At 72.2% G+C, this 18737-nt stretch carries 18 protein-coding genes and 1 pseudogene; 10 read left to right on the forward strand and 9 right to left on the reverse strand.

What is annotated here, in order from left to right:
- Window positions 1–32 precede the first annotated feature (32 nt).
- Entirely contained in the window at window positions 33–707 is a 675-nt protein-coding gene (locus QC385_RS17870) for a GntR family transcriptional regulator (RefSeq protein WP_279542320.1), read from the reverse strand.
- Window positions 708–881: 174 nt separating this feature from the next.
- Here QC385_RS17870 and QC385_RS17875 point away from each other — a divergent pair, with 174 nt between their 5' ends.
- Together QC385_RS17875 and QC385_RS17880 are read left to right on the forward strand one after the other, a co-directional pair.
- Window positions 882–2345, forward strand: coding sequence for an NCS1 family nucleobase:cation symporter-1 (locus QC385_RS17875; protein ID WP_086601700.1), 1464 nt, complete (start codon window positions 882–884; stop codon window positions 2343–2345).
- 5 nt (window positions 2346–2350) lie between these two features.
- Window positions 2351–3073 carry an aspartate/glutamate racemase family protein gene (locus tag QC385_RS17880; protein ID WP_279542321.1) on the forward strand — a complete coding sequence of 241 codons (723 nt, stop codon included), beginning with the start codon at window positions 2351–2353 and terminating at the stop codon, window positions 3071–3073.
- Between the two features lie 166 nt (window positions 3074–3239).
- On the opposite strand, the gene QC385_RS17885 is transcribed toward QC385_RS17880, so the two are convergent.
- Together QC385_RS17885 and QC385_RS17890 are read right to left on the reverse strand one after the other, a co-directional pair.
- Window positions 3240–3845 (reverse strand): gamma carbonic anhydrase family protein, encoded by a 606-nt coding sequence (locus QC385_RS17885; RefSeq protein WP_279542322.1) that lies wholly within the window; start codon window positions 3843–3845, stop codon window positions 3240–3242.
- A 17-nt stretch (window positions 3846–3862) separates the two neighbouring features.
- Entirely contained in the window at window positions 3863–4276 is a 414-nt protein-coding gene (locus tag QC385_RS17890) for a RidA family protein (protein ID WP_279542323.1), read from the reverse strand.
- 154 nt (window positions 4277–4430) lie between these two features.
- Between QC385_RS17890 and QC385_RS17895 the strand changes: the two genes are divergently transcribed.
- A complete protein-coding gene (locus tag QC385_RS17895; RefSeq protein ID WP_443032928.1) occupies window positions 4431–5207 on the forward strand; it encodes a nucleotidyltransferase domain-containing protein in 777 nt (258 codons plus the stop codon).
- A gap of 241 nt (window positions 5208–5448) precedes the next feature.
- The gene (locus QC385_RS17900) at window positions 5449–7512 is read left to right on the forward strand and encodes an FUSC family protein (RefSeq protein WP_279542325.1); all 2064 of its coding nucleotides are present in this window, start codon (window positions 5449–5451) and stop codon (window positions 7510–7512) included.
- On the opposite strand, the gene QC385_RS17905 is transcribed toward QC385_RS17900, so the two are convergent.
- Together QC385_RS17905 and QC385_RS17910 are read right to left on the reverse strand one after the other, a co-directional pair.
- Complete coding sequence (locus QC385_RS17905) at window positions 7480–8067, reverse strand: SAM-dependent methyltransferase (RefSeq protein WP_279542326.1); 588 nt, start codon at window positions 8065–8067, stop codon at window positions 7480–7482. The genes QC385_RS17900 and QC385_RS17905 overlap by 33 nt on opposite strands.
- On the reverse strand, window positions 8046–9002 hold the full coding sequence (locus tag QC385_RS17910) for an endonuclease/exonuclease/phosphatase family protein (protein ID WP_279542327.1): 957 nt from the start codon (window positions 9000–9002) through the stop codon (window positions 8046–8048). Before QC385_RS17910 ends, QC385_RS17905 begins: the two co-directional genes overlap by 22 nt.
- A 135-nt stretch (window positions 9003–9137) precedes the next feature.
- Between QC385_RS17910 and QC385_RS17915 the strand changes: the two genes are divergently transcribed.
- From QC385_RS17915 to QC385_RS17925, 3 genes and pseudogenes are all read left to right on the forward strand, one after another.
- On the forward strand, window positions 9138–10502 hold the full coding sequence (locus QC385_RS17915) for an amidohydrolase (protein WP_279542328.1): 1365 nt from the start codon (window positions 9138–9140) through the stop codon (window positions 10500–10502).
- A 215-nt stretch (window positions 10503–10717) separates the two neighbouring features.
- Window positions 10718–11023: pseudogene (locus QC385_RS17920) on the forward strand (DUF899 family protein); the annotation flags it as partial.
- Window positions 11024–11178: 155 nt separating this feature from the next.
- The gene (locus tag QC385_RS17925) at window positions 11179–11361 is read left to right on the forward strand and encodes a hypothetical protein (protein WP_037674458.1); all 183 of its coding nucleotides are present in this window, start codon (window positions 11179–11181) and stop codon (window positions 11359–11361) included.
- A 25-nt stretch (window positions 11362–11386) separates the two neighbouring features.
- Here the strand turns inward: QC385_RS17925 and QC385_RS17930 are convergent, their stop codons facing one another.
- The 3 genes from QC385_RS17930 to QC385_RS17940 form a co-directional block, all read right to left on the reverse strand.
- Window positions 11387–13384, reverse strand: a complete 1998-nt coding sequence (locus tag QC385_RS17930) for an ABC transporter ATP-binding protein (RefSeq protein WP_443032929.1) — start codon at window positions 13382–13384, stop codon at window positions 11387–11389.
- Window positions 13385–13877: 493 nt separating this feature from the next.
- Window positions 13878–14312 (reverse strand): hypothetical protein, encoded by a 435-nt coding sequence (locus QC385_RS17935; protein ID WP_279542329.1) that lies wholly within the window; start codon window positions 14310–14312, stop codon window positions 13878–13880.
- Window positions 14309–14968, reverse strand: a complete 660-nt coding sequence (locus QC385_RS17940) for an ATP-binding protein (protein ID WP_279542330.1) — start codon at window positions 14966–14968, stop codon at window positions 14309–14311. Before QC385_RS17940 ends, QC385_RS17935 begins: the two co-directional genes overlap by 4 nt.
- Window positions 14969–15214: 246 nt before the next feature.
- Between QC385_RS17940 and QC385_RS17945 the strand changes: the two genes are divergently transcribed.
- From QC385_RS17945 to QC385_RS17955, 3 genes are all read left to right on the forward strand, one after another.
- The gene (locus QC385_RS17945; protein ID WP_279542331.1) at window positions 15215–16075 is read left to right on the forward strand and encodes a helix-turn-helix domain-containing protein; all 861 of its coding nucleotides are present in this window, start codon (window positions 15215–15217) and stop codon (window positions 16073–16075) included.
- Window positions 16076–16330: a DUF397 domain-containing protein gene (locus tag QC385_RS17950; RefSeq protein ID WP_020277664.1), complete on the forward strand. Its 255-nt coding sequence runs from the start codon at window positions 16076–16078 to the stop codon at window positions 16328–16330.
- A gap of 98 nt (window positions 16331–16428) precedes the next feature.
- Window positions 16429–17241 carry an SAM-dependent methyltransferase gene (locus tag QC385_RS17955; RefSeq protein WP_279542332.1) on the forward strand — a complete coding sequence of 271 codons (813 nt, stop codon included), beginning with the start codon at window positions 16429–16431 and terminating at the stop codon, window positions 17239–17241.
- A gap of 37 nt (window positions 17242–17278) precedes the next feature.
- Here QC385_RS17955 and pdxR read toward each other — a convergent pair whose 3' ends face one another.
- Entirely contained in the window at window positions 17279–18691 is a 1413-nt protein-coding gene (pdxR, locus tag QC385_RS17960; RefSeq protein WP_279542333.1) for a MocR-like pyridoxine biosynthesis transcription factor PdxR, read from the reverse strand.
- Between the last annotated feature and the right edge of the window lie 46 nt (window positions 18692–18737).

Consider the following 18737-nt stretch of genomic DNA (forward strand, 5'->3'; position numbering starts at 1 on the left):
TGAAAGAGGCATGAAAGAGGGCTGGAAGAGGGCTAGGGGATGTCCGGGGTGTGCTCCTCCCCGAACAGATGCCGCACCGTGGAGCGGTAGTTGGTCCGTACGTGCGTGAGCGCGTGCGCGCGGGCCCGGTCCGGGTCGCCGGAGGCGATCGCCTCGTACAGCTCGCGGTGCTCCACGAGGAGCTGGGGCCACTCCTCGTTGCGCCGGGTCATCCAGCGCAGCCGGCCGGCGACCGGTTCCAGGGCCTCGGTCAGCAGGCTGTTGCCGGCCATCGCCACGATGCGGTCGTGCAGGCGGCTGTTGAGGTCCGTGATCAGCTCGGCGTCCCCGGCCTCGGTGGCGGCGGCCGCGCGGTCGAGGAGTTCCTGGACCTCGGCCAGGTCCCCCGGTGTCGCGCGGGACGCGGCGAGCCCGGCGGCGTAGACCTCCAGGGCCTCGCGCAGTTCGAACAGCTCCTTGACGTCGTTCGGGGTGAGGCGGCGTACGACCGTGCGGCGGGGAGTCTCGAAGTGGACGAAGCCCTCGGCGACGAGCGCCCGGATCGCCTCCCGGACCGGAACGCGCGAGACGCCGAAGCGTTCCGCCAGCTCGCGTTCTACCAGGCGGTCGCCGGGGCGGAGGCTGCCCGCGATGATCTCCTGCCGTAGCTCGGCCGTGACGCGTTCGCGTACCGCTCCAAGAGGTTCGATCTTCGTCATGGAGACCATCCTCGCCGAGGCGAGGGGTCTTTTACGGAGCGTTAACAAGAGCGACATCGGTCAGAACTGTTGACGGCGAGACCATGACCGCAGTTTGGTATACCAAAGCTTCCGCAGAGCGGACCCCGCACAGCAGTTCCTCACAGAGCAGTCCTCCGACGTCCCCTCGCTCATGGAGGCCCCGTGTCCCTCGCCGACCGTGCCGCACCCACCGGCACCCCAGCGTTCGTCCCCGATCCCCGGCTCACCAACGAAGACCTCGCGCCCGCGAAGAAGCGCAACTGGAAGGTCTTCGACCTCTTCGCCATGTGGATGTCCGACGTCCACAACCTCGGCAACTACACCTTCGCCGCCGGGCTGCTCTTCCTGGGCATGAACGTCTGGCAGATCTTCACGTCCCTGCTCGTCGGCTTCGTGATCATCTACATCGGCATGAACTGGATGGGGAAGATCGGGCAGCGCCACGGCGTCCCCTTCCCGGTCGTCAGCCGTATCGCCTTCGGCGTCTGGGGCGCCAACATCCCGGCGCTGATCAGGGCCGTGATCGCCATCATGTGGTACGGCATCCAGACCTACCTGGCCTCCGTCGCCGTCAACGTGATGCTGCTCGCGGCCTGGCCCGGCCTGGAGTCGTGGACGCACAACTCGTTCCTCGGGCTGGACGCGCTCGGCTGGGTCTCCTTCATCGCGCTGTGGCTGGTCCAGGCGGCGATCATCAGCCGCGGCATGGAATCGGTCCGCAAGTTCCAGGACTTCTGCGGTCCGGCGATCTGGCTCGTGATGATCGCGCTGGCCGTGTGGATCCTCGCCAAGGCCGGCTGGACGATCTCGCTCACCTCCACCCCGCACCCGGTCTCCGTGGGCGAGCAGTGGCGCCAGTGGTTCGGCGCGATCGGCCTGGTCCTCGCCACGTACGGCACCCTGATGCTCAACTTCTGCGACTTCTCCCGCTTCTCGCCCGACTACAAGTCCGTACGGCGCGGCAACTTCTGGGGCCTGCCCGTCAACTCCACGGCCTTCGTGATCGTGTCGGTCATCGTCACGGCGGGCGCGTTCGAGGTGTTCGGCAAGGAGATCACCGACCCGGCCTACCTCGTCGCCGAGATCGGCAACACGTGGGTGCTGGTGCTGGGCGCGCTGACCTTCGCCATCGCCACCATGGGCGTCAACATCGTCGCCAACTTCGTCTCGCCGGCGTACGACCTCGCCAACGTCTGGCCGCAGAAGATCACCTTCAAGGTCGGCGGCATGATCAGCACGGTCGCGGCCCTGCTCGTCACGCCCTGGAACCTCTTCTCCAACCCGACCGTCGTGAACTACTTCCTCGGCGGCCTCGGTGCCTTCCTCGGCCCGCTGTTCGGCGTGATCATGCTCGACTACTACTGGGTCAAGCGCGGCCGCGTGAACGTGGACGAACTGTTCGACGCCACCCCCGGCTCCCGGTACCACTACCGCAAGGGCGTCAACCCCAAGGCACTGTGGGCCTTCCTGCCGGCGGCGGGTGTCGCGGCGGTGCTCGCGCTGGTGAAGGACTTCAGCGACGTGGCGCCGTACTCCTGGTTCATCGGCACGGCCCTCGCGGCCGGGCTGTACGCGGTCCTGTGCCGCAGCGAACGTGCCGCCGAGCGCGTGGCCGTGGAGGTCTGAGAGACGTGCGGATCGTCGTCACCAACTGCAACACCACGCAGGAGATGACCGAGGAGATCGTACGAGGTGCCCGGGCCGCCGCAGGCCCGGGCACCGCCGTGACCGGACTGACCCCGGCGTGGGGACCGGAGTCCGCCGAGGGCTGGCTCGACAGCTACCTGTCCGCCGCCGCCGTCCTGGACACGCTGCGGACGTACGACGGACCGCCGTACGACGCCGTCGTCATGGCCGGGTTCGGGGAGCACGGGCGCGAGGGCGTCCGGGAACTGGTGGGCGTACCGGTCGTCGACATCACCGAGGCGGCGGCACATCTGGCCTGTCTGCTGGGCCGCCGCTACGGCGTCGTCACCACGCTGGCCAGGTCCGTAGGCCAGATCGAGGACAGCCTGGAGACGGCGGGCGTGGCGCGGAACTGCGCCGCGATCGTCGGCACGGGCCTCAACGTGCTCGACCTCGGCGACGACGAGCGCACCGAGACGGCGTTCCTGGCCGCCGCCGAGCGGGCGTGCGCGGCCGGGGCCGAAGTGCTGGTGCTGGGCTGCGCCGGCATGACGGGGTTGCAGCGGATGGTCGGGGAGAAACTGGGCATGCCGGTCGTCGACGGGGTCGCCGCGGCGGTGAAACTGGCGGAGTCGCTGGTGGCGCTGGGGCTGACGACGAGCCGGGCAGGGAGCTACGCCGAGCCGCTGGCGAAACGGAGGGTGTGGGGGCGGCCGGGAGGGCACTAGCTCATGACGGCCGTCAAGCGTGATGAACGTGTGGGGGCGGCCGGGAGGGCACTGGCTCATGACGGCCGTCAAGCGTGATGAACGTGTGGGGGCGGCCGGGAGGGCACTGGCTCATGACGGCCGTCAAGCGTGATGAACGTGTGGGGGCGGCCGGGAGGGCACTGGCTCATGACGGGTCGTCAAGCGTGATGTCGTCGCGATGGGCGCCGTAGAAACCCACCTGGCGGGCCATCACCTCCCGCATCGAGGTGCCGCGCGGGATGCCGTACACCGTGCCCGGGAAGTCCAGCGCCTCCTGCACCTGCCACAGCTCGTCGTGCTCGCCGGGGGCGAAGAGCCGGGCACGGGGCGCCCCCGCCGCGATCCAGCCGATGGGCAGGACGGTGCCGGGCGGCAGCACGGAGTTGACGTGCAGCACGCTGTGGATCCGCAGTTCGGACCCGGTGCTTGCGACGGCGCCCGGGAAGACGCAGGCGCCGGTCGCCACGAAGACCTCGTCCTCCAGGGTCGCCCCGTTGACATGGGCGTGCGGACCGACGAGCACGGCGTCACCGATCACCGCGGGATGCCGGGCCCGCCCCCGCACCAGCGCGTTCTCCATGACGACGACGTCCGAGCCCACCCGCACCTCCCCGTCCTCGGCGGTGAGCACGGCCCCGTGCAGCACCCGGCTGCGCTCACCGAGGACGACGGCCCCGCACAGGACGGCCGTCGGGGCGACGTACGCGGACTCGGGGACGACGGGGCGCCGCCCTCGGTGCTCGATCAACATGGCGTTCTCCTCAGGCCTCAGGCCGGCGGCTCGCCGGGCACGATCGCTGTCGCCGTAATCTCCACCAGCTGTCCCGTGTATCCGAGGCACGCCACGCCGATCAGCGTCGACGAGTGCGGACCGGCACTGAGCCCGGACGCCTCGACGACGTCCCAGACGGCGGACAGCGTCGCCGGTTCGCTGCTCACCACGTACACATCGGTCACCACCACGTGCGCCAGGTCGCTGCCGACCGCGCGCAGTTGCTCGCGAAGGTTCTCGATCACCTGCTCCGCCTGCCGCACGGGGTCTCCGGGACCGACGAGCTTGCCGTCGGCATCCAGCGGAACGGACCCGGCGAGGAACGCGAGTCTGGTGCCGGCCTCGACGACGGAGGCGTGGGAGTAGACGGGCGGCGGAAACAGGCTCGGGACAGTGACTCGCTGGATCACGGGGATCTCCGATCTACGGGCGGCGGCCGAGGGCAACCCACCGATCATGCGAGGTCCGGTGCGCGGACGCACCCGTATTTCGTTTCACTCCGGCCGAGCCGTCCCCCTACGCTGCACCGGACCACCGTCACCCGCCCGCCGAGGAGCCGTGCCCGTGCCCACCCTCCCGGACCAGACCTTCCTCGACACCACCGCCGACCGCCTCGCCGCCCTCCCCGCCGTCCGGGCCGTCACCCTGGGCGGCTCCCGGGCCCAGGGCACCGAACGCCCGGACAGCGACTGGGACCTGGCGATCTACTACCGGGGAGCCTTCGATCCGGACGACCTCCGTGCGGTCGGCTGGGAGGGGGAGGTGTCCGAGCTCGGCGCGTGGGGCGGCGGCGTCTTCAACGGCGGCGCCTGGCTGACCGTCGACGGCCGGCGCGTGGACGTGCACTACCGCGATCTCGACGTCGTCGAACACGAGGTGGCGGAAGCGGAGCAGGGCCGCTTCCGGGTCGAGCCGCTGATGTTCCACCTGGCGGGCATCCCGACCTACCTGCTCGCCGCCGAACTCGCGATCAACAAGGTGCTGCGGGGTGAACTGCCGCGTCCCGCGGCCTACCCGCCGCCCCTGCGCGAGACCGCCCCGGCCCACTGGCACGGCATGGCCGCGGCCACCCTCGCCTACGCGAAGGCGGGCCACGCGCCCAAGGGTGCGGTCACCCAGGCCGCGGGCGCGATCGCCCTCGCCGCGACACAGACGGCGCATGCGGTGCTGGCGGCGCGGGGGGAGTGGGTCACGAACGAGAAGGGCCTCGTCGCACGGGCCGGGCTGCGTGACGTGGACGCGCTCCTGGGCACCCTCCCCGGCGCCCCGGACGAGCTCGAGCGGAGGATCACCGACGTGGAGACCCTCCTGAACCGGGCCGTGGAGGCGGCGCGGAACTGACCGGGAAACGGCCGTCGCCGACTGCGTTCACAGAGCGACAGCGTTCATAGAGCGACTGCGTTCATAGAGCGACTGCGTTCATAGAGCGATTGCGTTCATTAAAGAACCCGGCTTTCCCGGACTCCGTCACGTTCCGGCAACCTTCCCTCCAGGAACCCGGCCTACTGTGGGCACCCACACCCCCGCCCGGCCACCGTCGCCCGAAGGCCCACCCCTGCCCTCGACAGTCGACAGGAGCCCTGTGTCCCGGTCCCGCCGTGTCCTGCCCGCGTTGCCGCCCTGGCTCGCGCACGCCCTGCGCGCCCAGCGGGGGCCGGTGCCCTGGAGCGCCGTGACGCGGGGGGCCCTGTCCGCGGGGCCGCTGCTGCTGGTGGCCGTGCAGGTCGGGCGTACCTCGCTCGGGGTCGTCGCCGCCATCGCCGCCATGCTCGCCGGGATCAACGACCGGCCCGGGAGCCGGCGGGTCTCGGTCAAGCGGATCGGGGTGCCCGCGCTGGGCGGTGCCCTGGGGCTGGTGGCCGGGACGTACGCCGGGCAGCAGACCGGCGCGGTCGTGCTGACCGTGATCCTCACGTTCATCGGGCTCGTCGCTGGAAGCATCAGCGCGATCGGGCCGGTCGCGTCCGCCGTCGGGACACAGTTGCTCGTCGCCTCGGCGATCGGGGCCGGGATGCCCCTGCCGGAGCCGGGCTGGGAGCGGGCGCTCGCCTATGTCGCGGGCGCCGGGTGGCTGCTCGTGCTCCGGCTCGTGCTGCCCACGCCCGGCTCCCTCGCCGGGGACTTCCGGTTCGACGGGGAGCGGAAGGCCGTCGCCGGCGTGTACGACGCCGTCGCCGAGCTGCTCGACGCCGTCGGCGGGCCCGAGGCCATGCGCCGCCGGGCCGCGCTCACCGCCGCCCTCGACCACGCGCAGGACGCCCTCGCCGGGCCCCGGCTGCGGCGGTACGCCTCCTCTTCCGCCGAGCGGCGGCTGCACGCGCAGTACGCCGCCGCCCTGCCCCTCGCCGAGGCCGCCACCGCGCTGGCGTGGGCCGGAGAGGCCGTCGCCGAGCGGGCCTCCGAAGGACCCCGGCGGCTCGCCGCCGCCGTACGCGGCAACAACCACACCGGACCGCTGCCCGCCCCCTCACGCTCGGCACCCGCGCTGCGCGCCCTCGACGACGCCCTCCTGCACGCCGCCGAGGTGTTCGACCAGGGCAGGGGCGGCGATCTGCACACCCGGCCCCGTACGCCCGGGGACCGGCTGCGCGCCGCCTTCGGCAGCGCCGGACGCGAGTACGGGCTGCGTGTCGCCCTCTGCTTCGGGGCCAGTTCCGCGGCAGCCCAGGCCCTGCACCAGGGCCAGTGGTACGGGCAGCACGAGCACTGGTACTGGCTGCCGGCCACCGCCGTCTTCCTCGTCAAGCCCGACCTGGGGCCGCTGGCCTCTCGGGTACTGAACCGGGCCGCCGGCACCGTGCTCGGCGCCGTCCTCTTCGCCGGATTCGCTGTTGTCCTGCCCCGGCCCGAAGGGCTCATCGCGCTCGTCGCCCTCAGCGGAGCGCTCATCCCCGTCGCCACCCGGCACTTCGCCGCCCAGACCGCCGTCGTCACCGTCCTCGTCCTCGCCCTGGTCATGGTCGGCGGCGAGCCGCAGGCCTCCATGGGGCGGATCGGCGAGACGTTGCTGGCCTGCGCGATCGTGCTGATCACCGGGCACCTGCCGATGCCGGGACAGCGGGGCGGGGGAGTGCGCGCCCGGCTCGCCGCGGCGAGCGAGGCCGCGTACGCCTACCTCACCCACGTCCTCGACGAGGCAGACGCCCCGCGCATCGGCACCTCCGGCACGCCCTCCGAGCGCCGCGGCACGCCCACCGGCCACCGCGCCACGGCCTCCGGTCACCACACCGCCGCCTCCGAGCGCCGCGCCGCCGCCTCCGAGCGCCGCGCCGCCGCCTCTGAGCGCGGCACGCCTACCGGCCACCGTGCCACCGCCTCCGAGCGCCGCGTCATCCCCTCCGACGACCGCGCCACCCGCTGGACCCTGCGCCGCGAGGCCTACCGGACCCTCGCCGAGGCCCGAACGGCCATCTCCCTGTCCGCGCACGAACTGCCCGCCCTCGCCCGGCACACCGAGGGCGCGGACGAGGTGGCCGACCTCCTCGAACGCCTCGTCGACACCACCACCGCCTGCGCCGTCCACCTCGACGACACGGGACGGATCGGCCCCGAGCACACCGAGCGCCTCACGGCCCTCCTCGACGAACTCGCCGGACCGGTGGAGCGAGTGGGGCTACGACCTCCCGGGACGCCCCTCGCCGGATAGCCGCCCCGGCACCACCGCCCTGCCCAAAACCCCCACGAGGGCGGCGCCCCGCGCGGTCGCCGCCCGGCGCACCTCGGTCGTGAACCCGTGTCCCGCGACCGCCGGTTCCACCTTCGCGGCGATCTCCCCGGCCCGCTTCCCGTCCGGCGGTTCCCAGCACAGGCACAGCAGGCCTCCCGGCGCCAGCCAGCGCCCGAGCGCGGCCAGTTCCCGGTCCGCCGGGCGGGTCCAGAAGAGGTTCACATTCACGGCCAGGATCCTGTCGAAGGAGCCGGTGGCGAAGTCGGCGTCCTCCAGCGACACGGTGTGGAAGACGGCCCTTCCGGTGGCGAGCGCGTCGCTGTTGCGGCGGCGTGCCGCCTCGACGGCCTTGGCGGAGCGGTCGATACCGGTGACGGTGCCCGTGACGAGGCGGTCGCGGACCAGCGCGACGGCGACCCCGCGGCCGCAGCCGATCTCCAGCACCCGGTCGGCGGGTTCCGGGTCGAGGATCCGCACCGCCCAGGTCAGGCGTTCTGGGACGTCGATGGTGCTCAGCCCCCGATCCGCACCCACACCGGCGCGTGGTCCGACCCGGGCGCACCCCGCCGCTCCGCCGGGTCGGGGCCGACCGACGGCAGGCCGGGTGGCCCCTCGCCGGGCAGGCCCGTGCCCGCCGCCGTCACCCGGTGCACCAGACGGTGGCTCAGCAGCACATGGTCGATCAGCTCGCGCCGCCCGGAGTTCACGCGGGAGTACCGCTGCCCGGGCGGGATGAGCGGGGCCACGTCCCACAACCGGGTCGCGTCGCCCTTGTCGGCTTTCTCGTACCCAGGAGTGCCGATCTCCGAGCCGGGCGGGCCGAGCAGGATCTGTGTGGTCGCGGCCTGCACCTCGTCGTTGAGGTCGCCCAGTACGGCCACGTCCCTGCCCTGCCCGTCGCCGTCCAGGAGTTCGTCCGCGAGGGCGCGCAGGGCCGTCGCCTCGGCGGCCCGCCGGTACAGGGCGTAGGTGCCGTACCGGGCCCGTTCGCCCTCGTCGCGCGGCTGGAACCGGCCGTTCGGGTACGACAGCAGCTTCGACTTCAGGTGACAGACGGCCACCCGCAGCGGCCCGCCCCCGGCCCCCACGGCCTCCACGGCAAGGAAGCCCCGGCCCGCTCGCGTCACCATCCCCCCCGAGTCGTCCACCTGAACGGGACGCAGCTCCGCCGGGAACGCCGTCGCATCGGCCAGCACCGTCACGGCCGTACGGCTCAGGAACCCGACCCGTATGCCCCGGCTGTCCGCATGCTCGGAGAGGGCGAGCTGCCAGTCGTCGTCGAGCATTCCCGCCAGGTCCTTCAGGGCCTCGGGGTCCCCGACCTCCTGCACGCCGAGCAGCGTCGGGTCGAGTTCCGTGATCACGGCGGCGAGCGCGGCGAGCTTCGCCTCGTACGCGGCCTCGTCCTCTGGGCCGTACGGGCCGCCGGGCCGGTAGAGGTTCTCCAGGTTCCAGGTGCCGAGGAGCATGCCGGGCTCCTTTCAGAAGCCGACAGGCGGGGTGGTGGGGACCAGGGTGCTCCCCCGGCCCGCCCCGCGAAAGGGCCGCGACGGGATGTGCGGTTCGGCTCATGCCGCGCTACGACCTCGTCGTACGTTGGCGCGATGACGCCTTCTGCCGCGGACAGTCCCGCCGACCTCATCATCAGCGCATGTACCGTCCTCGTGCACGACGATCAAGAGCGCATCGGGTTCGAGGAGGACGCCGCGATCGTCGTACGCGAGGGCGTCGTCGAGGCCGTGACGACCACCACCGGGGTCGCGGACCTGCCCGCCGCCGAGCGCCTCGACGCCCGGGGCCAGGTCGCCCTGCCCGGCCTGATCAACTGTCACACGCACGCGCCGATGGTCGCGCTGCGCGGCCTCGCCGAGGACCTGCCCACGCAGGAGTGGTTCAACGACGTCGTCTGGCCCGTGGAGTCCAACCTCTCCAAGAAGGACGTCGAGTTGGGGGCGCGGCTCGCCTGCGCCGAGATGATCCGCGCGGGCGTCACCTGCTTCGCCGACCACTACTTCGCCATGGACGCGGTGGCGCGAGTGGTCGCGGACTGCGGCATGCGGGCGCTGCTGGGGGAGGCCTACTTCTCATCCCTGGGCCCCGAAGGCCGGGAGCGGTCACTGGAGTTCGCGCTCCGGCACCGCGGCTCCGCAGACGGCCGTATCACCACCGCCCTCGCCCCGCACTCCCCTTACACGGTCGACGACACCGACCTCACCGCCACCGCCCGGCTCGCCGGCGAACACGGCCTGCCCGTGCACCTGCACGCCGCCGAGAACCGCGACCAGACCGAGGCCAGCCTCGCCCGCCACGGCGTCACCCCGATCGAGGTCCTGGAGCGCACCGGCATCCTCGACACGGACGTGCTCCTCGCCCACGGCACCGGCATCGCCGACCGCGACCTGCCCGTCCTGGAGCGGGCGGCCGGTCGTACGGCCGTCGCCACCGCGCCCCGCGGCTACCTCAAGTTCGCCTGGCCCGACACCACACCGGTCCGCGCCCTGCGCGGCATCGGCGTCGACGTCGGGCTCGCCACCGACGGCGCCGCCTCCAACAACTCCCTCGACGTGTGGGAGTCGATGGCCCTGACCTCCCTGATCCAGAAGTCCTCCGAGGGCGACCCGCGCTGGCTGACCTCCCGCCAGGCCCTGCACCACGCCACCCTCCAGAGCGCCCGTGCCGTGGGACTGGGGGACAGCGTCGGCAGCATCGCGCCGGGGCGGCGGGCGGACATCATCCTGGTCGACCTCACCGGACCGCACACCCAGCCCGTCCACGACCTCGCCGCCACCCTCGTGCACAGCGCCCGCTCCGCGGACGTCCGCACCACGATCGTCGACGGACGGATCCTGATGCGCGACCGGACGCTGCTGACGATCGACGTGCCGGTGGTGGTACGGGAACTGGAGGAGCGCCTGCCCTCCCTCGTCGACCGCAGCCACGGCCGGCGCATCCAGGACTACGACACCTGACCTTCCGGAAGGACCGTCCGGAATTACTTCCCTCCGGATTCCTTCCGGGCTTCTCCGGAGTTCCTTCCAGGGCAGCGATGAGCTCTGTTCCTCCCGCCTGTCACCACCCGTGGACGGACCGTTGCCACAGGAGGGCCCATGTCGCTTCCGGAGATCGTCTCGCGCGAGCGGTGGCGCGCGGCGCGGACTGCCCATGGTGGAGGTCGACGAGGCGCTCGGTGCCCTGGTACTCGTCGTACGGCGGCGACTTCAACCACGACTTCGAGGTGACCCTCGAACGCGAGGGCGAGCTCGTCGAGGGCCCCGGCCTCAGCTGCTTCCTGCGGGACCGTGACCGGGTCTTCCATACCTACTCGACGTACGAGCGCGGCCTCGACGGCCTCGGCGCGACCGTCGGCCTGCTGGACCTCACCGCACTGGGCCGCCAGGAGGGGTGGGAGGAGCCCAAGGGGCACGCGTCGGCCCTTGGGACGCCTGCGGGAAGTGAGCGCATCCGGTATCACGACGAGTACGACGACTGATACGGAAAGTGAACAGATAGGCCAAAGAGCTGAGAGGTTTGTCACACTCGGTGGTGAACGAGTGTCAACTACGTCTCAGAACCGTCACTTCGCGAGCCGTTGACCCCATGGTTGGCGTTTAACTCTACGAGTACAGCGCGACATGGAGGTGCAGGGTGAACGGGCGAACAGTGCTCGAGAGCTTTCCCGCCGGTGGGCCGCGTGGCTCCTGGCCGGCGGAGGAGTTCGCGCAGGCGCGGCGTCTGGAGGGCCTGCCTGCCGAGGTCGTCATGGACCTCGCTACGGACATGTTCCTGGTGATCGTGCGCAGCGGGGACGGTGCCGACGCCGCGGCCTGACGCGTGCCCCGAGGGGGAGCCTGGCTCAGCCCGCTTTCGGCGACGGCATCTTCGGAACCGGCTGGACCGGTGGGACGGGCGGGGCGGGGACCGGCGGGACCGTGGTGGGTGACTTTGCGAACTGCTCCGCCTGGAGGGTGTACAGCTCGGCGTAGAGACCGCCGGTCGCCAGCAGCTCCTCCGGAGTCCCGGACTCCACAAGCCGGCCCTGGTCCAGGACGTGCACCAGATCCGCGTGGCGTACGGACGCCAGCCGGTGCGTGATCAGTACGACCGTCTGGCCGCTGTCGGCCAGGGCGCGGATCCGCTCGAAGACCTCCAGCTCGGCCCGGGCGTCCAGGGCCGCCGTCGGCTCGTCCACGATCAGGATGCGGCCCCTGCGGTAGGCCGCCCGGGCGATGCCCAGCCGCTGCCACTGGCCGCCCGACAGTTCGTGCCCGCCGCTGAAGTTGCGGGCGAGCAGCGTGTCCAGCCCGCGCGGCAGGTCCGCGATCACCGTCTCGGCCCCGGCCTCGGCGATCGACTCGGCCAGCCGTTGCTCACACACCGGCGCCGACGTACGCCCCAGGGCGACGTTCACCCGGGCCGTGAACGGCCACCGCTTGAAGTCCTGCGCCACCATCGCGATCCGCTCGGCCAGCCGGCGCCGGTCGGCGGTCGCCGCGTCCACGCCGTCCCACAGGATCCGCCCCTTCTCCGGCGTGTAGAGCCCGGCGAGCAGCTTCACCAGGGTCGTCTTGCCGGAGCCGTTCTCGCCGACCAGTGCCACGATCCGGCCCAGCGGGAGGGTGAGCGACACGTCGTCGAGGGCGGGGCGGGCGGAGTCGCCCGGGTAACGGAACGTGACGTTCTCGAAGCGGATCTCGCGCGGGTTCTCCGGCAGCGGCCGACCGCCCACCGGGATGGCCCGCTGGGCCGCCTCCGTGTACAGCCGTTGCAGGTCGCCGACGAAGAGGGCCTCCTCGTGCAGCGCGTTGACCTCCACGACGAGCGTGTCGAGGCTCTGCGAGCCGGTCCGGATCGCGATCACGGCCGTACCCGCCACCGACAGGGCCATCGAGCCCGCCAGCAACAACCCGCCGAGTGTCGCGTACGTCGCCACCGTCGCCAGGCCCGTCCACGCCGCCGCGATCAGGCCGGTACGGGCGGCGAGCCGGGCCAGCCGGGCCTGCTCGGCCTCCGCCGTCTCCGACATCGCGCGGAAGTGCCGCAGCAGGAAGGCGCCCACCCCGTGCACCCGGATCTCGGGGGCCGCCTCGGGCTCGATCAGCAGATTGCCGAGCAGCCGGCCCGCCCGGGCGTGCTGCACCCAGGCGTGGAAGGACTCGTAGCGCCGCCGTGCCACGGTCAGCGCGCTCCAAGCGCTCGGCAGCGTCATCGTGACCAGCAGTGGCAGGAGCGCCGGGTGCAGCACGGTCAGGACACCGGCCGCCGCGACCAGCGAGATCATCGCGTTGATCACGCGCGTTCCGTACATGATCATCCGGCGGGCGGAGGCGGCCCCGTACTGCGCGGTGTCCAGCAGCTTGTGGAAGGCGTGGTCCTCGATCGCGGCCAGTTCGACGGCCGCGGCACGCTCCAGGTACTGCTCGGTCGCCACCCGCTCCACCTTGGGCTCCAGCCGCCCGGTGGCGTAGGTGCTCGCGGCCCGCAGCAGCGCCGCGAGCAGCATCACGGCGGCCACCGTGACCAGCGCGGGGACGGCGCCGCGCAGCCGGTCCTCGATCGCGCCGCCGCCCATCAGCCGCGCCAGCACGCTGTTGACCGCGAGCAGTGCCACCGCCTGCGCCACGCCCCGGCCCGCCTCGGCGGCCAGCACGACCCGTGCGGCGCCCCGGTCGGCCTGCCGGGCGAGCCGGAGGCTGGACGCCAGCAGGGACGGCAGCCGGCTGATCATGGCGCGGAAGTTCAGTTCCAGGAACGCGTCGGCGTGCTGGTTCCAGCCCATGTCGTAGCGCAGCGGTCCGCCGAAGAGCAGCCGCTCCGACTCGGACACCTCCGGCGCGGTCCGCTTCTTCGCCACCGTCGACCGACCTCCCTGTTCGTGCCCCGCTCATGGACGAACGGTCACTATCGCGGGGGCGGGGGCCGCCCGGGCAGGGCGCAGCCCGGGGCGCCGGAGGCGCGCGGGCGCACGACCCGACCGGGGGAGGCGTGGGACGGCGCGGAGTCGCAAGGGTGGTGCGTTTGGCCTGGCGGTGCCGTGTCCGCGGTGGTGCGTGTGGCCTGGGGGAGCCGTGTCCGCGGGGTGGTGCGTGCGGCCTGACGGTGCCGTGTCCGGCGGGGTGGTGCGTGCGGTCTGGCGGTGCCGTGTCCGGCGGGGTGGTGCGTTGCCAGGCCCAGCCATGTCCGGTGGGGTGGTGCGTGCGGCCTGGCGGTGCCGTGTCCGGCGGGGTGGTGCGTGCGGCTTGGCCCACCCATCTTCGGCAGGGTGGTGCGTATGGCCAGGCCCAGCCATGTCCGGCGCGGTGGTGCGTATCCCCCGGCCGAGCAGTGTCCGGCGAGCTCGCCGGATCTTACGCGCTGACCGGCCGCGACCAGGCCGGAGCGGTCCCCGTCACGCGGCACAGGGCGAGATACAGCGGTATCGGCGGGGTGTACGGCAGCCTGCCGTCCGGGCGGTGGATCAGTTCGGGGAGCTCGAGGGTGTCCGGGACGACGGCGCCGGTGGCGTACTGCGCCGGGGCGGGCCACTCCAGGGCGTGGTCGGAGTCGGACGGCACCAGCCACCACCAGTGCGTCTCGTCGCCGTAGACGCATCCCACGCGAGGCAGCCGGGGCATGACCAGGGGGCCGAAACGGGCGGGTACGGCGACCGCGTCGCAGCCGAGCGGGGCGGTCATGCCGTCGGGGACGGGCAGCCGCAGCGTAGGCCCTGCCGTGCGCAGCCCGCGCCGGAGGCGGGTCAGAGTATCCAGGTTCAGGACGCGGCCACCGCGCCCGGGGCTCATGCAGGCCCCCGTCGTCGGCGTCGCTCCTGCGGGGGAACCTTCTGGGCGCCCTTCGTGTGGCGGTCCTGGTCCGCTTCGTCCCCGTCGCCCGGGTCGGACGGCCCCGGTTTCGGACGGGCACCCCAGCCCAGGTCGTTCCGGGGCTCCGCCGCCTCGCCGGAGGTGTCCGCCGTGCGCGGCAGCTCGGCCCAGACCAGCAGCCCGGGGCCGTGTTCATGGGCGCCCCAGGCGTCGCAGAGGGCGTCGACGAGAAGCAGTCCCCTCCCGTGCTCCTCCTCGGGCCGGGTGCGGCTGGCCGCGTGGGGCTGGCCCGGAGCGCAGCCCTCGTCACGCACGGCTATCCGCACCAGGTCGTCGCCGTCGTGCAGCTCGCACACTATGTGCGTGCTCGCCGTGTGCACGATGGCGTTGGTGACCAGCTCGGAAACCACCAGGGCCGCGCTGTCGCAGGTGTCCTCGCACACCGACCAGCCGGTCAGCCGGGCCCGCGTCAGGCGTCTGGCCTGTGCGGGAGAACCCGGATGTGCGGCCAGCTCGAAACGGAACCGGCGCTCGGCAGCGGCCCCGACGGGGCTTGCTTCCGAGGTGGCACCCAGGCCGAGAGGGCCTGCTGCGGCGTCTGTTCCTAAGGGCGCGGACGGAATCACGCTTGCCACTATCGCCCCGCCGTGAACACTTGGCAAGTGTCACTCTGAAAATTGCAGAGTGCCGTGTGACGGTCTGGAAGGCCGTGGCACACTGCTCGCAACAGCACCTCGCGCGGCGCCAGTTGAGATCGTCGAAGATCTGTTCGGAACGTGAGTTCGGATACCCAGCTCTTCGGAAAGGTCTTCGAATGGCGCCGCCGGGCTGTCAGCGTTCTTTTATGGCCGGCTCGTCAGAACTCTTCGTGGAGGTGGAGCGTGAGCGAACCGCGGTCCGCGCCGACGGTGGGACAGGTCGTCCTCGGCCGGCGCCTGCTGGACCTGCGGGAACGCGCCGGGATGAAGCGCGAGGAGGCCGCCCGCATCCTCCGCGTCGCCCCCGCCACGGTCCGCCGCATGGAGATGGCCGAGGTCGCGCTCAAAATCCCGTATCTGCAACTGCTCCTGAAGGCCTACGGAATCTCCGACGAGGAAGCCGACGCCTTCGTCCTGCTGGCCGAGGAAGCGAACAAGCCCGGCTGGTGGCAGCGTTTCCACGACATCCTGCCCGGCTGGTTCTCGATGTACGTGAGCCTGGAGGGCGCGGCCGCAGTCATCCGCAGCTACGAACCGCATTTCGTCCCGGGGCTGTTGCAGACCGAGGACTACGCGCGCGGAGTGCTCCGGTCGGGCGCCATCGGCCAGACCCGGCCCGACGACATCGATGGCCATGTCGCCCTGCGGATGCAGCGCCAGGAGCTGCTCACCCGCGAGGACGCACCCCGGCTGTGGGTCGTGATGGACGAGACCGTGCTGCGGCGCCCGGTCGGCGGCCCGGAGGTGATGCGTGCCCAGATCGACAGACTGCTCGAGGCCACGAAGCTGCCCAACGTGACGTTGCAGGTCGCCCCGTTCGCCAGTGGACCGCACCCGGGCACCTACGGGCCGTTCGTGCTGTTCCGATTTGCCATGCCCGAACTGCCGGACATGGTCTACAGCGAGTACCTGACCGGCGCGGTCTACCTCGACGCGCGCGCCGAGGTGGCGACCCACCTCGAGGTCATGGACCGCATGGCGGCGCAGGCCGCTACGGCACATCGCACGAAGGAGATCCTCAGGGATCTCCGCAAGGAGCTGTAAATGGATCGCATCAAGCCGCGCAAACACGTCTACAACGGCATGCCCGCGCGCGACTTGGGCAGCGAAGGCTGGCACAAGCCGTGGAGCGGCGGGAACGGCGGGAACTGCCTGGAGGCGATGAAGCTCGCCGACGGCCGGATCGCCGTGCGGCAGTCCACCGACCCGGACGGTCCGGCGCTGATCTACACCACGGACGAGATGACGGCCTTCATCGAAGGGGCGAAGGCGGGAGAGGCGGACTTCCTGCTGTCCTGACGTGATCGACCATTCTGCTGCTTTCTGCCGCTATCTGTGGCTCAACTTTCTTACGCTGGTGCTGAATTGATCACCCTTTGTGTCTTATGGAGTGCCTCATGACCGGGCAGGACCCCACCTCGGCCGTCGCGATCGACACGAGCAGACCGCATCCGGCGCGGATGTACGACTGGTACCTCGGCGGCAAGGACAACTACCCGGTCGACGAGGAGATGGGCCGGCAGATGCTGACCCTCGACCCGAGGGTGCCGGTCATGGCGCGGGTCAACCGCGCGTTCATGCAGCGGGCCACACGCTGGCTGGCGGGCAACGGCGTACGGCAGTTCCTGGACATCGGCACCGGCATCCCGACCGAGCCCAACCTCCATCAGGTCGCCCAGGAGACCGCCCCCGACGCCCGGGTCGTCTACTGCGACAACGACCCCATCGTGCTGGCCCACGCGGCGGCCCTGCTGCGCGGCACGGACGAGGGGGCGACCGAGTACCTCCAGGCCGATGTGCGCGACCCCGACGCCATCCTGGAGGGCGCGAGGAAGGTCCTGGACTTCACCCGGCCCGTCGCGCTGTCGCTCATCGCGCTGCTGCACTTCGTCCCCGACGAGGACGGCGCGCACGACCTGGTCCGCCGGCTGCTCGCCGAACTGCCCTCCGGCAGCTACCTGGTCATCACCCACGCCACGGCCGACTTCACACCGGAGGAGTCCAAGGCGGCCACCGACAAGCTCCGCGCCGCCGGTGTCACCCTGGCCCTGCGCTCCCGCACGGAGTTCACCCGCTTCTTCGACGGCCTCGACCTCGTCGAGCCCGGCGTCGAGGTGCCCCACCGCTGGCACCCCGAACTGGGCGAGCCCGTACCCGGACAGGACGACGGGGTGATTCCGGGGTACGGCGCGGTGGGGCGCAAGGCCTAAGAGTTTTCCGGATCTCCCGGCTTCCGCTTCGGGCCGGTCACGGCGGCGGCAGTGCACGGCACAGCGCCTCCAGGGCCGGCCCGTACGCATGCTCGGAGGGAGTCGCGTATCCCACGACGAGGCCGTCGGCCGCCTCCATCTCCGTGTCCGGGTGCCGGAACGCGGCGAGGCCGTCGAGGGCGATGCCCTGCCAGGCGGCGGCCTTGACCGCGGACGCCTCGCTTCCCGGCGGCAGCCGCAGCACCGCGTGCAGCCCGGCCGCGACACCGGTGGCCTCGACGTGCGGCGCGTTCTCGGCGAGCGCCGCGACGAGCCGGTCCCGGCGGCCGCGGTACCGCTGCCGCATACGCCGTACGTGACGGTCGTACGCCCCGGAGACGACGAAGTCCGCGAGGCTCAGCTGGTCGAGGACGCTCGCCCACGCCTCCCGGTCCCCCTTGGCGGCCAGGACGGCGTCGACGTACCGCTCCGGGAGCACCATCCAGCCCAGCCGCACCGCAGGCGACAGGCTTTTGCTGACCGAGCCGATGTGGACCACGTGCTCGGGGTCGAGGCCCTGGACGGCGCCGACCGGCTTGCGGTCGTAGCGGAACTCCCCGTCGTAGTCGTCCTCCAGGACCAGCCCGCCACGCGTGCGTGCCCAGTCGATCACGGCGGCCCGGCGCGCGGCGTGCAGCGGGCCGCCGGTCGGGAACTGGTGCGCCGGCGTGAGCAGCACGGCACGCTCGCGCCCCAACCGGTCGACCCGGGCGCCGTGTTCGTCGAGGGGGAGCGGCACGGTCCGCACGCCGGCCGCCGCGAGGACCTCCCGGTGGAATCCGAGCCCGTACGCCTCCACCGCCAGAGGCCCGCGCAGGACGCCCCCTCCGAACAGCAGCCGCAGCGCGTGCGCGAAGCCGGAGCAGATCACGATCCTGCCCGGCTCGGTGCGCACACCACGCGCGCGTGCCAGGTACTCCGTGAGCGCCTCCCGAAGTTCGATCCGTCCGGCCGGATCACCCGGGCCGAACACCTCGTTGGGCGCCTGCTGGAGAGCCCTCCGATAGGAGGCCAGCCATCCCGTGCGCGGGAACGACGAGGCGTCCGGCGTGCCCTGCGTCAGGTCGTGCCGGGGTCCACGCGCGCGTGGAGGTGCTTTTCGGGGCACGCGGGCGGCGGGCCGCAGCGGCTCGGCCCGCTCCGCGACGCGAGTGCCCGAGCCCTGCCGGGCGGTGAGCCAGCCCTCCGCGACGAGTTCCGCGTAGGCGTCGGCCACCGTGTTGCGGGCGACGCCGAGATCGGCCGCGAGCGAGCGGTACGGCGGCAGCCGGGTGCCCGGAGCGAGCCGCCCGCTGCGTACGGCCTCCCGCAGGGCCCGGGTCAGCGCCGCGCGCCGGCCGCCCGGCCCGGTCAGCTCCAGATGCAGGTCGGCCCCGATCCGTTCCGCGGAATTGACCCACGAAGTCGCCATGGAAATGCACCCTACAGCGGGTCTTTGCGGCTCGTAGGTTGAGGGA

This window comes from Streptomyces sp. DH10, assembly GCF_029813805.1.
GTDB classification, from domain to species: Bacteria; Actinomycetota; Actinomycetes; order Streptomycetales; family Streptomycetaceae; genus Streptomyces; species Streptomyces coeruleofuscus.

Coding starts and splice junctions, on each gene's coding strand:
- QC385_RS17955 (WP_279542332.1), top strand. CDS start 16,429: ATGACCGGGCAGGACCCCACCTCGGCCGTCGCGATCGACACGAGCAGA.
- QC385_RS17910 (WP_279542327.1), bottom strand. CDS start 9,002: ATGCTCCTCGGCACCTGGAACCTGGAGAACCTCTACCGGCCCGGCGGC.
- QC385_RS17885 (WP_279542322.1), bottom strand. CDS start 3,845: ATGTTGATCGAGCACCGAGGGCGGCGCCCCGTCGTCCCCGAGTCCGCG.
- QC385_RS17935 (WP_279542329.1), bottom strand. CDS start 14,312: ATGAGCCCCGGGCGCGGTGGCCGCGTCCTGAACCTGGATACTCTGACC.
- QC385_RS17950 (WP_020277664.1), top strand. CDS start 16,076: ATGGATCGCATCAAGCCGCGCAAACACGTCTACAACGGCATGCCCGCG.
- pdxR (WP_279542333.1), bottom strand. CDS start 18,691: ATGGCGACTTCGTGGGTCAATTCCGCGGAACGGATCGGGGCCGACCTG.
- QC385_RS17870 (WP_279542320.1), bottom strand. CDS start 707: ATGGTCTCCATGACGAAGATCGAACCTCTTGGAGCGGTACGCGAACGC.
- QC385_RS17915 (WP_279542328.1), top strand. CDS start 9,138: ATGACGCCTTCTGCCGCGGACAGTCCCGCCGACCTCATCATCAGCGCA.